Consider the following 13,992-nt stretch of genomic DNA (forward strand, 5'->3'; position numbering starts at 1 on the left):
AGCTCTCCCCGCTGCTTCAGCAGGGTGGCCGTCTTTTTATCAGTCGAAGTTAAGCAGGGATTTCAGAGGCTAATCCTCGAATTCGTCCTGCCGGTGAAGCCCCGCGCGAGCGCGGGACGGCCGAGGCACGGATTACTCCACACCTAGTGCGCAGCCGAGATACGCGAGTGACAAAAAGGTGTCAAGGCAAAAGGATGGAATGCTTCGACTTTTCGGCTTGCCAACCTGTCATAGGCCCGTTATGAGAACGCCCGCGCCGAACAAGCGCCGACCAGACCGCGGAGAGGTGGCAGAGTGGTCGAATGCACCGCACTCGAAATGCGGCATACCTGCAAGGGTATCGTGGGTTCAAATCCCACCCTCTCCGCCATAAGCTCCCGGGCGTCAACGTCAGCAATTTTTGAACGTCGGCATAGCTGGTGTCACTGGCCCAGCACCTTCTTCACCCAGGTGTCGACTTCATCGCCGCTGCTCATGTCCGCCTGCACCAACCCATCGATCATGAAGGTCGGCGAGACGTGGATGCCGTTTTGCCGGGCGTATTTGCAGTGCCATTTGATCTCCCGGTCGAGATTCGGGGTTGCGAAGGCGTCCTTCAGCCTGACGCCGCTGTAGCCTTCCAGGCGCTCGATGATCTGGTTCGGCGTCACGTCCATGTTCGCGCCGCCGGCGTGATGGTCGAACTCGAATTCCTCGCGATGCGCGGCGATGGCGGCCATCACCTTCCTGGCGGTGTCCTTGCCGCCTTCCAGCGTCGAGGCGGCGATGATGCAGCGGACGAGGACGCCGGAATACATGTGCCAGGGCTGTGACTGCAGGCGGATTTTGACGGTGACCTTGTCTTCGCCAGCCTGGCTGAGCAGCGCATCGAGCTTGTTGAAGGCTCTGACCGAATAGGGGCAGGTCGGCTCCAGGAAGATTTCGAAGATATGCGGTCCGGTTCCCCAGGTGAGCGGGTCGGCCTGCCATTGGGCGCCTGTCATGGAATTCCTCTCCGAAAGATAAGCTATCCCGAGCGACTTAGGTCAGCAGGCTCCAGAAGCCATGTTTCTTGCCGTGCCGACGCTTCAGGTCTGTGACATAGGCGTCATGGGATTTGGCGTTGCCGAAATTGTCGATATGAGGGGCAAAGGATGCGCAGTCGGCAAGATGCCTCGCCGCGTATTTATAGCGGCTGGACCGGCCGCTATCGAGAGTGAAATCGATCATGGAGCGCAAGACGAAGGTTGCCGCGAGCGGATGTTTCTCCGCCAGAACCTCGGCAGCCGGCGGCATCAGCTCATAGAGATCGCCGTCCAGTTCCGCCTTTCGCCTGATCACCAGTTTCGCTGCCTCGGCAGGTGCCGGCCAATTCAGGAAAAACGCCAGCGCCCGGTGGATATCCGGGAAAGCCTGGGCATGGGCGAATGCCTCCTCCTCGGCCTCGAGATCGTCGAAATCCGGCAGTCGCTTGAGGAAGGCCTTGAGATGCTGGTGATGCAGCGATTGCTCGAAACACGTCCATCGATAGGCCTGCGCCTCCTCTGCGCGCCCCAGGGCCTCAAGCGTCGCGACGTGAGCAAGCTGCCATTCGAGCGGGATATCGGCCAAGCTTCTCGTATCGACCTCACCCAACACCGCAAGCGCTTCTTTCGCCCGCCCGGCGGTGAGCAGACGATCGGCGATTTCGGCCGCTACAATCGGCGTGCTGCGTGTTTCCGCGGGTTGCTGAGCGATGTAGGCATCGACATCCCCCTGGGCATCGGCAATCTCCTGCAGGGCAATGCGCACCGTCAATTCCCGGCTCGTGGCGTAGATCTCATCCTCGTAAACCGAGCCTGCGCTGCCCCAGCCGATGACCTCGCGCTTGTCCTCCGCCGGTTTGTCTTCCGGTTCCTTGGCCCATTGGACAAGAAGATCTTTCAAGCGATCGAGGCCATCATGACCGAGGGCTGGCGTCATCGCTGCAATCAGGTTTTCGTACAGACCGTAGCCATCGTCCTGCACGGCTCTGAACACCTTGTCGGCCAGGACGTCGATCTCGATCTTTGCGGATGCCGCGATGGCGCCGGCATCCTCGCAAGCCTGCCGAAAGCTTTGGATGAGCGACTCGCTGCCGGCGTTGGATCTCTCGAAAATCGAATCCGCCAGGGCGAGGAACTGCCAGATCAGCTCGAAGGCCTCCTCGGGATTATCGGCGGCAACGCTCTCCGTGATCGTCTTGCGCTGGGTTTCCAGGTCGCTCTTCAGCGCCTTCACTTTGTGCCAGTTGATGAAGGTGCGAGCCCGGGCAATGCTGGCAAGCCGCTTTCGCACCTCCCGTGCGATCTCGACGCTGCCGTGATTGCCGGCAAGCTCCATTCGAAGCCGTCGCTTGTGGGCGGCGCTGCCCGTACTGATTTCGATCAGCAGTTCGGCAAGGCGCTGCGCGCCGAGAGGTTCGAGATTCTTCGCATTGAGTGTTGTCTTGGCTGCCATCGGTCATCGCTGTCGTTTCTGCGATGACCCTATCCCGGCGGCGATGCGAGGCCAAGGTCTGGAAGTGTGTGCAAGGGGATAATCCCTTGGTACCTAGGTATTATCTAAAAACTAACGCTGCCTCGTAACGACTCCTAAAGCCGGTTTTGGCACCTTGTTGGCTGTCGAATATTGCTTCCAAATTTTCCGCTGGGGTTAGTCATGAGTCATAATAGAGACGCCTGGGTCAGCCAGCGCGCTTATTCATTGTGGGAAGCAGAAGGCAGGCCGGATGGGCGTGGGGAAAGTCATTGGGCGCAGGCGCTGAGGGAGTTCGAGCAGCTGGAGCTGACGAAGGCCTCGCCGGATGGAAACGATCTCATCGAGAAGCTGAAGGCAGCCGGGCGGCTGATGCGGATCTTTGACGAGGCGGATCCCGCAGTCGACAACGATCGGCAGCTGAAAGCGGTCCGTTAGGCCGTATTACAATTTCCCGGGTTGTCGAAATATTCAGCGGCATTCCAGGCGGACGATCGGTCAGACGTCTTGCCACTTCAATGAAGCCGGCATCGAGGAATACCGAAAGCGTTGCCGAGATCGGCCACCCTCAAGGCGTGGACTTGGTTGACATCGCCCGTCACCATCCGTGACGCGCGACCCTTCCCAAATCTACTGGCGGGCGGCCCAGCCGAGGCCGCGGCGCAGGATGAGGGGCATATAGGGATGGTCGAATTCGGCGGCGACATGGCCGAGAGCGGAATAGAAGATGCGGCCGGCACCGAAATGGCGTTTGAAGGCGACGGGCATCACGACATTGCGGGCGGCCGGATCGTAGGCGCCGGTGAAGGTGGTGGCCGCCAGGATTTCGACTGTCGGATCATAGTGCAGATAATATTGCTCCGAACGGTAGTCGAAATCTGGAATGCCCTCCATGACTGGATCGTCCTGGCGGGTAACGGCGACGCGGAAGTCGATGATGTTGCCGGGATGGGCGACCCAGGTGACGCCGGAGACATAGCGGAAAGGAGCGCTTTCCTTGAAGGATGTGGCCAGCGCGCCGTGATGGCCGGCAAGCCCGAGCCCGCCGCGCACCGCCTCGACCAAGGCGCTCGCATGGGGTTTTTCGAGCGTTTCGCCGGTGATGATCGGCACCAGCAGATCGAGCTTCGCCAGCGTCGGAGACCCGAATATGCCGAGATCGCCGGTGACCTCGATCGCAAAATCGTCCTCGCGCAGCAGGTCGGCGACGATATGAGCGCATTGCTCCGGCTCATGGCCCTGCCAGCCGCCCCAAACGACCAATGCCTTCCTCATTCGCGCTCTCCCTGGCTGATGGCCGCGGACGTTGATCATCACATGGCGGTGCAAGCCCCTTAGATCGGGCACTTATGCAAATCACGCGAATAATTCTGAATGCCGCCGGTCTGGCGCAAATCGCACGGGTCGCGCCGGCTTCGGCATTTGACGTATTGTCCGTTCACGCTTATCGCAATTCCTTCTTTTTATTGACGTCTATCTCGTCTAGGCTTCTTTCGTCTTTTTCTAATAATAAGGGTGGTGCATGGCAGGGGAAACGGTTCTTGTCGTCGGCGGCGCCGGCTATATCGGCTCGCATACGTGCCTCGATCTGGCGAACAAGGGCTATAAGCCTGTCGTCTTCGATAATTTTTCGAACGGCCACCGCGAGTTCGTCAAATGGGGGCCGGCCGAGGAAGGCGATATTCGCGATCGCGCCCGGCTGGATGAGGTGCTGGCCAAGCACAAGCCGGCGGCGATCCTGCATTTTGCGGCGCTGATCGAGGTCGGCGAATCGGTGAAAGATCCGGTCTCCTTCTACGAAAACAATGTGGTCGGCACTTTGACGCTGTTGTCGGCGGCGCAGGCGGCCGGCATCAACGCCTTCGTCTTCTCCTCCACCTGCGCGACCTACGGTCTGCCACAGAGCGTGCCGCTCGACGAAACCCACCGGCAGGTGCCGATCAATCCCTACGGGCGGACGAAATATATCGTCGAGCAGGCGCTTGCCGACTACGATCAATACAGAAGCCTGCGCTCGGTGGTGCTGCGCTATTTCAATGCGGCCGGTGCCGATTTCGAAGGCCGGATCGGCGAGTGGCACCAGCCTGAGACGCATGCGATACCGCTGGCGATCGACGCGGCACTTGGCCGCCGCCAGGGCTTCAAGGTGTTCGGCAGCGATTACGAGACCCGCGACGGCACCTGCGTGCGCGACTATATCCACGTGCTGGATCTTGCCGATGCGCATGTGCGCGCCGTCGAATATTTGCTGAAGGGCGGCCAATCCGTTGCGCTCAACCTCGGCACCGGCACCGGAACGACGGTCAGGGAATTGCTCGGCGCGATCGAGGACGTGTCGAACAGGCCTTTCCCTGTCGAGTATATCGGCCGGCGCGAAGGCGATTCGCATACGCTGGTCGCCAACAACGACAAGGCGCGCGACGTGCTCGGCTGGGTGCCGCAGTATGATCTCAGTCAGATCATCCGCTCCGCCTGGAACTGGCATGCAAAAACCAACCAGCATTGAGCCAGCCGGCATTGAGCCGGACAGCATTGAGCCAGCCAGCATCAAGAAAGCCCGCCGGCCGAACATCCTGCTGATCACGGCGGACCAGTGGCGCGGCGACTGCCTGTCTTCTGTCGGTCACCCTTGCGTGAAAACGCCAAATGTCGATGCCTTGGCGCGGGAAGGCACGCTCTTCCGGCGGCATTATGCCGGGGCCGCACCCTGCTCGCCGGCGCGCGCCACGCTCTATACCGGCCTTTACCAGATGAACCACCGGGTCTGCCGCAACGGTTCACCGCTCGATGCCCGCTTCGACAATCTGGCGCTGGCGGCCCGGCGGGCGGGATACGATCCGACGCTGTTCGGCTATACCGACACGGCGCCGGATCCGCGCGGCATGGATGCTCATGATCCGCATCTGACGAGTTATGAAGGCGTGCTGCCGGGCTTTACCTCACGCCAGCTTCTGCCCGAGCATGAAAGACAATGGCTCTCCTGGCTCAGGTCCCGCGCCCATGCGAATGCCGTCAGCCGCGACATCCATATTCCCGTCGGTGCGCGAGCCGGCGACATTTCCGATGCGGCGCCAGCCTATTCCAGCGGAGAGACTCAGACCGCCTTCCTGGCCGGCGAGTTCGTTCGCTGGCTGGGTGAACAGGATCGGCCATGGTTTGCGCATATCTCGTTCCTCCGTCCGCACCCACCCTTTTCCGTGCCGGAGCCGTTCAACCGAATGTTCAAGCCGGGCGAGGGGCCGGCTTTTGCGCGCGCCGTCAATCGCGAAGCGGAAGAGACAAGTCATCGCTACCTCGCCTATGCCATGCCGCGCACCGGCAAGGGCAATTTCATCCACGGCGCAACGGGGCCGCTCAGCGACTGGAACGGCGAGGATTTTGCCGCAATCCGGGCGATCTATTACGGCATGATAGCTGAGGTCGATGCTCAGCTCGGCCGGATCTGGCAGGCCCTGACGGATGCGGGCGCCTGGGACGATACGCTTATTGTCTTCACCTCGGATCATGCCGAGATGGCGGGCGATCACTGGACGCTGGGGAAGGGCGGTTTCTTCGACGGCAGCTACCATATTCCGCTTGTGATCCGCGATCCCGCAAGCAGTGCCGCGGGCGGGGTCGTCGACAATTTCACCACTGCTGCGGATATTTTTCCGACACTTTGCCAAAGGCTTGGCATCGACGCAAAGAACGGGCTCGACGGTCGGTCGCTGATGCCGTTCGTCAACGGCGGGAGCGGGTCGGGTTGGCGGGACGCGGCATTCTGGGAATTCGATTTCCGCGATATCGCCGAGGGCGAGGCGGAGCGGCATTTCGGGCTCAAGCCGAACGAATGCAATCTCGCGGTGATCCGCGATGCGCAGTTCAAATATGTGCATTTTGCCGCCTTGCCGCCGCTACTCTTCAATCTTCGCGACGATCCGATGGAGCTCGACAATATCGCCGGCGATCCCGCCTATGCGGCGATCCGGCTTGAGTACGCCGAAAAGCTGTTGTCGCTGAGGGCGCGGCATCTGGATCAGACACTTGCCTATACCGAGCTGACGGAAAAAGGGCCGGTGACGCGCCGGCCCTGGCTCTAACGCTTTGAAGTGGCACATAATCCTTTCCGAAAATCGATTCCGATTTCGGGGTTATGTGCTTTACCCGAGATAATCGCGCTTGCCGATCGGCGCACCCTGGTTGCGCAGGATGGCGTGGGCGGTGGTGACGTGGAAATAGAAATTCGGGAGGGCGAAGGCGGTGACATATTCATCGCCCGGAAGCACGATGCCGCTCTTGCCCGGCAGGGTGATTTCACGCGTTTCCGTGCCCTCCAGCGCCTCCTGGGAGAAGCTGGCGAGATAGGCTTCGGTCTTTGCCAGCCGTTCGCGCAGCTCATCGAACGTCTTCTCATTGTCCTCGAACTTCGGGGCGTCTGTGGCGGTCAGCCGGGCGAGGGTGAATTTGGCGCTGTCGCTGGCGCGCTGATACTGGCCGGAGAGCGGCAGCATATCGGGCGCAAGGCGCGCGGCGACCAAGATGGCGGGATCGATTTTCTTTTCCTCTGCGTAGGCTTCGGCCTTGTCGAGATAGGTTTTCAGGCTGGCGAGGCCGCGCTGGAACATCGGAACGGTGAGGCGATAGATCGAAATGGACATTTGTCCTGTCTCCAAAATCTTTAAATGACCGGCCGCGTCGAGGATATCGAAGACGCCTGCGGCCGCGGTCTTGTCTTCGAGCCTTCCATAGATGGAGGCGGCGTTGGTCTTTCACAACAGAGGCAATGCGGGCGCTGATGGTGACGTCCGCGGCATTGCGCCTTCATCTATATCTCGTCGCCGCGAAAGAGGCTTGACGTCGTTCCCAGAAAATGGAATGAATATTCCGAAGAGCAAATTTTACGGTTTGTTTGTTCCGTTTTACACGGGACACCGCGGGAGAGGCGGCGAGAAAATTGCGGCTCCAGGGCAATGCCCGGAGCTCCGGCGTGAGGAGGGTGCAGCCGGGCACCGCTTTGTGGAGGAAGTGAAAATGAAAAAGTTTATCCTGGGCACTGCGATGGCGCTCGTCATGTCGACGGCCGCTCACGCAGAAACCGTCGGCGTTTCGATGGCGAAATTCGACGACAACTTTCTGACCGTTCTGCGCAACGGCATGACCGATTATGCAAAGACGCTGAGCGGTGTGACGCTGCAGGTCGAAGACGCGCAGAACGACGTTTCCAAGCAGCAGAGCCAGATCCAGAATTTCATCGCCTCCAAGGTCGATGCAATCATCGTCAACCCTGTCGATACCGATGCGACCACGGCGATGTCGAAGCTCGCCGCCGATGCCGGCATCCCGCTGGTTTACGTCAACCGCCAGCCGGTCAATGTCGATACGCTGCCGGAAAAGCAGGCCTTCGTCGCCTCGAACGAGCAGGAATCCGGCACGCTGGAAACCAAGGAAGTCTGCCGTATCCTCGGCGGCAAGGGCAAGGCCATCGTCATGATGGGCGAGCTTTCCAACCAGGCTGCGCGCATGCGCACCCAGGACGTCCATGACGTCATCAAGACCGATGAATGCAAGGGTCTGGTGATCGTCGAAGAGCAGACCGCGAACTGGGATCGCACCCAGGGCGCCGACCTGATGGCCAACTGGCTCTCCAGCGGCATCGAATTCGACGCCGTCATCTCCAACAACGATGAAATGGCGATCGGCGCCATCCAGGCGCTGAAGGCGGCCGGCAAGGACATGACCAAGGTCGTCGTCGGCGGCGTTGACGCCACGCAGGACGCGCTTGCCGCCATGCAGGCAGGTGATCTCGACGTCACCGTGTTCCAGGATGCCGCCGGCCAGGGCAAGGGCTCGCTCGATGCGGCGCTGAAGCTCGCCAAGGGCGAAAAGATCGACAAGAAGGTCTATATTCCCTTCCAGCTCGTCACGCCTGCCAACGTCAAGGACTTCGTCACCAAGAACTGAGACGAGTGCCAACAGGATGCGGGCAAAGCCCGCATCCTTTCCGCCTGTCCGTATCCGGAGGAGATGATATGGCCGTCAGCCCGACAACCATGGCCGCCGTGCGTGCGAGCGGTGCAGTTCCCAATGCGGAATATCTCTTGAGCGCCGAGGGCGTTCGCAAGGAATTTCCCGGTGTCGTTGCACTCGATGACGTGCAGTTCCGGCTGAAGCGCGCCTCGGTGCATGCGCTGATGGGCGAAAACGGCGCCGGCAAATCGACGCTGATGAAGATCCTCGCCGGCATCTACATCCCCGACAAGGGCGATATTCGCCTGAAAGGGATCGAGATCCAGCTGAAATCTCCGCTCGACGCGCTGGAGAACGGCATTGCCATGATCCATCAGGAACTGAACCTGATGCCGTTCATGACGGTCGCAGAAAATATCTGGATCCGCCGCGAACCGAAGAACCGCTTCGGCTTCATCGATCACGGCGTGATGCATCGCATGACCGAAGAGCTGTTTACCCGGCTCAATATCGCGATCGATCCCGATATCGAGGTCCGGCACCTCTCGGTCGCCAACCGGCAGATGGTCGAGATCGCCAAGGCGGTCTCCTATAATTCCGACGTGCTGATCATGGACGAGCCGACCTCGGCGCTGACCGAGCGCGAGGTCGAGCATCTTTTCCGCATCATCCGCGACCTCAGGGCCCAGGGCATCGGCATCGTCTACATCACCCACAAGATGAACGAGCTTTTCGAGATCGCCGACGAGTTCTCCGTTTTCCGTGACGGCCGATATATCGGCACGCATGCCTCGACCGATGTTACCCGCGACGACATCATCCGCATGATGGTCGGGCGCGAGATCACCCAGATGTTTCCCAAGGAAGAGGTGCCGATCGGCGAGGTCATGCTCTCCGTCAAGGATCTCTGTCTCAAGGGGGTGTTTCGCGACGTCTCCTTCGATGTGAGAGCCGGCGAAATACTCGGTGTGGCCGGCCTTGTCGGCTCCGGGCGGTCGAATGTCGCCGAAACGCTGTTCGGGGTGACGCCGGCGAGCTCCGGCTCGATCGAACTCTACGGCAAGCCGGTGACGATTTCTTCGCCGACCGAGGCCATCCGCCACCAGATGGCGTTCCTCACCGAAGACCGCAAGGACACCGGCTGTCTGCTGATCCTCGATATTCTCGAGAACATGCAGATCGCCGTGCTCCAGGACAGATACGTCAAGGGCGGCTTCGTGCAGCAGGGGGCGCTCGAGGCGACCTGCGAAGACATGGCAAAAAAACTCCGGGTGAAAACGCCTAACCTTTACGAGCGGGTGGAAAATCTTTCGGGCGGCAATCAGCAGAAGGTGCTGATCGGGCGCTGGCTGCTGACCAATCCGCGGATCCTCATTCTCGACGAGCCGACGCGTGGCATCGATGTCGGCGCCAAGGCGGAAATCCACCGGCTGGTCACCGAGATGGCGCGAAACGGCGTCGCAGTCATCATGATTTCGTCCGAGATGCCTGAGGTTCTCGGGATGAGCGACCGCATTATGGTCATGCATGAGGGGCGCGTGACCGGGTTCCTCAATCGCGATGAAGCAACGCAGATCAAGGTGATGGAGCTGGCCGCGCAGTGATGCGTGGCCTGCGATCGCCCAAGGGAGGTTTGACATGACTACCAAGGCAGCAGAGGGAGCGGCTCCGCTCGCAACCCGGCAAAGGCGGCGGCGTTTACCGACCGAGCTGAGCATTTTCCTGGTGCTCGTCGGCATCGCGCTCATCTATGAAGCGCTCGGCTGGATGTTCATCGGCCAAAGCTTCCTGATGAATTCGCAGCGCCTGACGATCATGATCCTGCAGGTCTCCGTCATCGGCATCATCGCCGTCGGCGTCACGCAGGTCATCATCACCGGCGGCATCGATCTTTCCTCGGGCTCGGTCGTCGGCATGACGGCGATGATCGCGACAAGTTTCGCCCAGTCGTCGACCTGGGGGCGGGCCGTCTTCCCCTCGCTGACTGACTTGCCGGCTGTCGTGCCCATCCTCGTCGGCCTGCTGATCGGGGCGGCGGCGGGTCTGGCGAACGGCGCGCTTATCGCCTACACGAAAATCCCGCCGTTCATCGCAACGCTCGGCATGTTCGTTTCGGCCCGCGGTGTCGCGAAGTGGTATACGAAGGGACAGCCGGTTTCCGGGATCACCGAGCAGTTTCACTTCATCGGAACCAAAGCCTGGCCGGTCGTCGTCTTCCTGGTCGTTGCGCTGATCTTTCACATCGCGCTGCGCTACACCCGCTATGGAAAGTTCACCTATGCCATCGGCGCCAACCCGCAGGCGGCGCGCGTTTCCGGCATCAATATCGAGGCGCATCTCGTCAAGGTCTATGTGATTGCCGGATTGCTTGCCGGCCTTGCCGGTATCGTCACGGCGGCACGCGCGGAAACCGCACAGGCAAGCATGGGCGTCGGCTATGAACTCGATGCGATCGCCGCGACCGTCATCGGCGGCACCTCGCTCACCGGCGGCGTCGGGCGCATCACCGGCACGGTCATCGGCACCATCATCCTCGGCGTCATGACCTCCGGCTTCACCTTCCTCAGGATCGACGCCTATTACCAGGAGATCGTCAAGGGTCTGATCATCGTCGCGGCTGTGGTCATCGACGTCTACAGACAGAAGAAGCGCCGCAAGCACTGATCTCAGATGATGCGATCCGATGGTTTTTGCGGGGGCTTCGGCCCCCGTTCCGTTTTTGGCGCGTGAAGACGGAATTTATAAAAAAGAGGTGGCGAATTCCGTCAGCTTTTCTATTCTGGTCTTCATTCTCGCCCGATCGGGCAGCGCAGGAAGATAGATGCAATTCGTATTTGACGGTCACAACGACGTTCTCCTTCGACTTTGGACACATTCAAAAGACGGTAGCGACCCGATTGCGGAATTCGCAGACGGCACGACCGTCGGCCATATCGATGCGCACCGGGCCAAAAAGGGCGGACTTTCGGGCGGTCTCTGCGCCATCTATATTCCCTCGGGCGATCTCGTCTTCGCCGATCCTGATGCCGATGGCCGTTACATCACGCCGATGGCGGCCCCTCTTGATCCGCTGCCTTCCCTTGCCATTGCCAATGAAATGGCGGCGATCGCGCTGCGGCTCGACCAGGCGGGTGCTTGGCGGCTCTGCCGGACGGTGAAGGATATCCGCGGCGCCATGGTCGACGATATTTTCGCCGCCGTCCTACACATGGAAGGCTGCGAGGCGATCGGCGCCGATCTTTCGGCGCTTGAAGTGTTTTATGCGGCAGGGCTGCGGTCGCTCGGGCCAGTCTGGAGCCGGCACAATGTCTTCGGCTACGGCGTGCCCTTCGCCTTTCCGATGTCGCCGGACACGGCACCCGGCCTGACCGACGCCGGTTTCGCTTTGGTGAGGGAATGCAATCGCCTCGGTATCCTGATTGATCTTGCCCATATCACCGAGAAGGGGTTCTGGGACATAGCGAAGACGACGGACCAGCCGCTGGTCGCCAGCCATTCCAACGCCCATGCGCTGACGCCGGTCGCGCGCAATCTGACGGACAGGCAGCTCGATGCAATCCGCGAAAGCCGCGGGCTCGTCGGCATCAACTATGCCACCGCCATGCTGCGTCCCGATGGGCGTTCGGACGGCGATACGCCGCTTGCCGACATGATCCGCCACATCGACTATCTGGTGAACCGCATCGGCATCGACTGCGTGGGCCTCGGATCGGACTTCGACGGCGCCACCATTCCTGAGGAAATCGGCGATGCAGCCGGCAATCAGAAGCTGATTGCCGCTCTCAGGGAGGTTGGTTATGCTGAGGCTGACCTGACCAAACTCGCCCGTGAAAACTGGCTTCGCATTCTGGCAAAGGCTTGGCGGGAGGACCGTGCCTAAGCCTTTCCTATCCAATCAAAAAACAAGGGGAACAGACCATGATGATCACCAAGCTCAGCCGCAATTTCCGACTGCTTTCCGCCGGTGCCGCACTTTCGCTGCTGATGATGGCAGCACCCGCCGCCTTCGCCGAGACGCCCAAGGATACGCTGGTCGAGGGTTTCGCCATCGATGACATCATCACGATGGATCCGGGCGAGGCGTTCGAGCTGTCGACCGCCGAAGTTACCACCAACAGCTACAGCCTGCTCGTCCGTCTCGATATGGACGACACGTCCAAGGTGAAGGGCGATCTGGCCGACAGCTGGAATGTTTCCGATGACGGTCTGACCTATACGTTCAAGCTGAAATCGGGGCTGAAATTTGCCTCTGGCAACCCGATCACCGCCGAAGACGTCGCCTGGTCGTTCGAGCGCGCCGTCAAGCTCGACAAAAGCCCGGCCTTCATCCTCACGCAATTCGGCTTGACCGGCGACAATGTCACGGAAAAAGCCAAGGCGGCCGATGCCGGCACCTTCGTCTTCACCGTCGACAAGGCCTATGCGCCGAGCTTCGTGCTCAACTGCCTGACGGCAACGGTCGCTTCCGTCGTCGACAAGAAGCTGGTGATGGAGCATGTGAAGGCGGTGACGCCCGATGCCGAGCACAAATACGACAGCGATTTCGGCAATGAGTGGCTGAAGACCGGCTATGCCGGCTCCGGCGCCTATAAGCTGCGCGAATGGCGCGCCAATGAAGTGGTCGTTCTGGAACGCAACGACAATTATTACGGCGACAAGGCAAAGCTCAACCGCGTCATCTACCGCTATATGAAGGAAAGCGCTGCGCAGCGGCTGGCGCTCGAAGCCGGCGACATCGATATCGCCCGCAACCTCGAGCCTGGCGACATCGACGCCGTTTCGAAGAATGCCGACCTCGCAACGACGAGTGCGCCGAAGGGCACGATCTATTATGTCAGCCTGAACAACAAGAACGAGAATCTGAAGAAGCCGGAAGTCCAGGAAGCCTTCAAGTATCTGGTCGACTATGATGCGATCGGCGCAACCTTGATCAAGGGAATCGGCGAAATCCATCAGACCTTCCTGCCGAAGGGCCAGCTCGGCGCGCTCGACGAAAATCCCTACAAGCTCGATGTCGCCAAGGCCAAGGAACTGCTCGCCAAGGCAGGCGTACCGGACGGTTTCTCGATCACCATGGACGTGCGCAACACTCAGCCGGTGACCGGTATCGCCGAATCCATGCAGCAGACGCTGGCGCAGGCCGGCGTGAAGATGGAAATCATTCCGGGCGACGGCAAGCAGACGCTGACCAAATACCGCGCCCGCACTCACGACATGTATATCGGCCAATGGGGGTCGGACTATTTCGACCCGAATTCCAATGCCGATACCTTTACCGGCAATCCCGACAATTCCGATGCCGGCACGGTGAAGACGCTCGCATGGCGCAATACCTGGGAAGCGCCGGAACTCGACAAGCAAGCCAAGGCAGCGCTTCTGGAACGCGACGCTGCAAAGCGCGCCGCCATATATCAGGATATCCAGAAGAAATATCTTGAAAACAGCCCCTTTGTCTTCATCTTCCAGCAGACCGAGGTGGCCGGCTACCGCAAAAGCGTGAAGGACTTCAAGCTGGGTCCGAGCTTCGACACCAATTTCGTCGGTCCGATCGCCAAGGAATAGTCCGGCAGG

The 13,992-nt window shown here is 60.3% G+C and carries 12 protein-coding genes and 1 tRNA gene; 9 read left to right on the top strand and 4 right to left on the bottom strand.

The window, feature by feature from the left end:
- The first annotated feature begins 280 nt into the window (after positions 1-280).
- Positions 281-370, top strand: a tRNA-Ser gene (locus HJB83_RS12725).
- Positions 371-422: 52 nt separating this feature from the next.
- Here HJB83_RS12725 and HJB83_RS12730 read toward each other — a convergent pair.
- Positions 423-983 (bottom strand): thioredoxin domain-containing protein, encoded by a 561-nt coding sequence (locus HJB83_RS12730; RefSeq protein WP_221131611.1) that lies wholly within the window; start codon positions 981-983, stop codon positions 423-425.
- A 37-nt stretch (positions 984-1,020) separates the two neighbouring features.
- A complete protein-coding gene (locus HJB83_RS12735) occupies positions 1,021-2,457 on the bottom strand; it encodes a DUF6880 family protein (protein WP_221131612.1) in 1,437 nt (478 codons plus the stop codon).
- 201 nt (positions 2,458-2,658) lie between these two features.
- On the opposite strand from HJB83_RS12735, the gene HJB83_RS12740 reads away from it, so the two are divergent.
- Complete coding sequence (locus HJB83_RS12740) at positions 2,659-2,913, top strand: DUF2934 domain-containing protein (RefSeq protein ID WP_207582260.1); 255 nt, start codon at positions 2,659-2,661, stop codon at positions 2,911-2,913.
- A 192-nt stretch (positions 2,914-3,105) separates the two neighbouring features.
- Here the strand turns inward: HJB83_RS12740 and HJB83_RS12745 are convergent, their stop codons facing one another.
- A complete protein-coding gene (locus tag HJB83_RS12745) occupies positions 3,106-3,750 on the bottom strand; it encodes a ThuA domain-containing protein (protein WP_221131613.1) in 645 nt (214 codons plus the stop codon).
- Between the two features lie 247 nt (positions 3,751-3,997).
- Between HJB83_RS12745 and galE the strand changes: the two genes are divergently transcribed.
- A complete protein-coding gene (gene galE / locus HJB83_RS12750; protein ID WP_207582258.1) occupies positions 3,998-4,981 on the top strand; it encodes a UDP-glucose 4-epimerase GalE in 984 nt (327 codons plus the stop codon).
- Positions 4,959-6,554, top strand: a complete 1,596-nt coding sequence (locus tag HJB83_RS12755; protein WP_221131614.1) for an alkaline phosphatase family protein — start codon at positions 4,959-4,961, stop codon at positions 6,552-6,554. Before galE ends, HJB83_RS12755 begins: the two co-directional genes overlap by 23 nt.
- A gap of 60 nt (positions 6,555-6,614) precedes the next feature.
- On the opposite strand, the gene HJB83_RS12760 is transcribed toward HJB83_RS12755, so the two are convergent.
- Positions 6,615-7,112 carry a DUF1993 family protein gene (locus tag HJB83_RS12760; RefSeq protein ID WP_221115412.1) on the bottom strand — a complete coding sequence of 166 codons (498 nt, stop codon included), beginning with the start codon at positions 7,110-7,112 and terminating at the stop codon, positions 6,615-6,617.
- 373 nt (positions 7,113-7,485) lie between these two features.
- Here HJB83_RS12760 and HJB83_RS12765 point away from each other — a divergent pair, with 373 nt between their 5' ends.
- The 5 genes from HJB83_RS12765 (at position 7,486) to HJB83_RS12785 (ending at position 13,983) form a co-directional block, all read left to right on the top strand.
- The gene (locus tag HJB83_RS12765; RefSeq protein ID WP_221131615.1) at positions 7,486-8,415 is read left to right on the top strand and encodes a sugar ABC transporter substrate-binding protein; all 930 of its coding nucleotides are present in this window, start codon (positions 7,486-7,488) and stop codon (positions 8,413-8,415) included.
- A gap of 68 nt (positions 8,416-8,483) precedes the next feature.
- Positions 8,484-10,025, top strand: coding sequence for a sugar ABC transporter ATP-binding protein (locus HJB83_RS12770; protein WP_221115414.1), 1,542 nt, complete (start codon positions 8,484-8,486; stop codon positions 10,023-10,025).
- Positions 10,026-10,059: 34 nt separating this feature from the next.
- Positions 10,060-11,085: an ABC transporter permease gene (locus HJB83_RS12775; protein WP_221115416.1), complete on the top strand. Its 1,026-nt coding sequence runs from the start codon at positions 10,060-10,062 to the stop codon at positions 11,083-11,085.
- A gap of 157 nt (positions 11,086-11,242) precedes the next feature.
- Positions 11,243-12,301: a dipeptidase gene (locus HJB83_RS12780; RefSeq protein ID WP_207582252.1), complete on the top strand. Its 1,059-nt coding sequence runs from the start codon at positions 11,243-11,245 to the stop codon at positions 12,299-12,301.
- Between the two features lie 38 nt (positions 12,302-12,339).
- Positions 12,340-13,983: an ABC transporter substrate-binding protein gene (locus HJB83_RS12785; RefSeq protein WP_221131616.1), complete on the top strand. Its 1,644-nt coding sequence runs from the start codon at positions 12,340-12,342 to the stop codon at positions 13,981-13,983.
- The last annotated feature ends 9 nt before the right edge of the window (positions 13,984-13,992 follow it).

Source organism: Rhizobium sp. NZLR11, assembly GCF_019685115.1.
GTDB lineage: Bacteria > Pseudomonadota > Alphaproteobacteria > Rhizobiales > Rhizobiaceae > Rhizobium.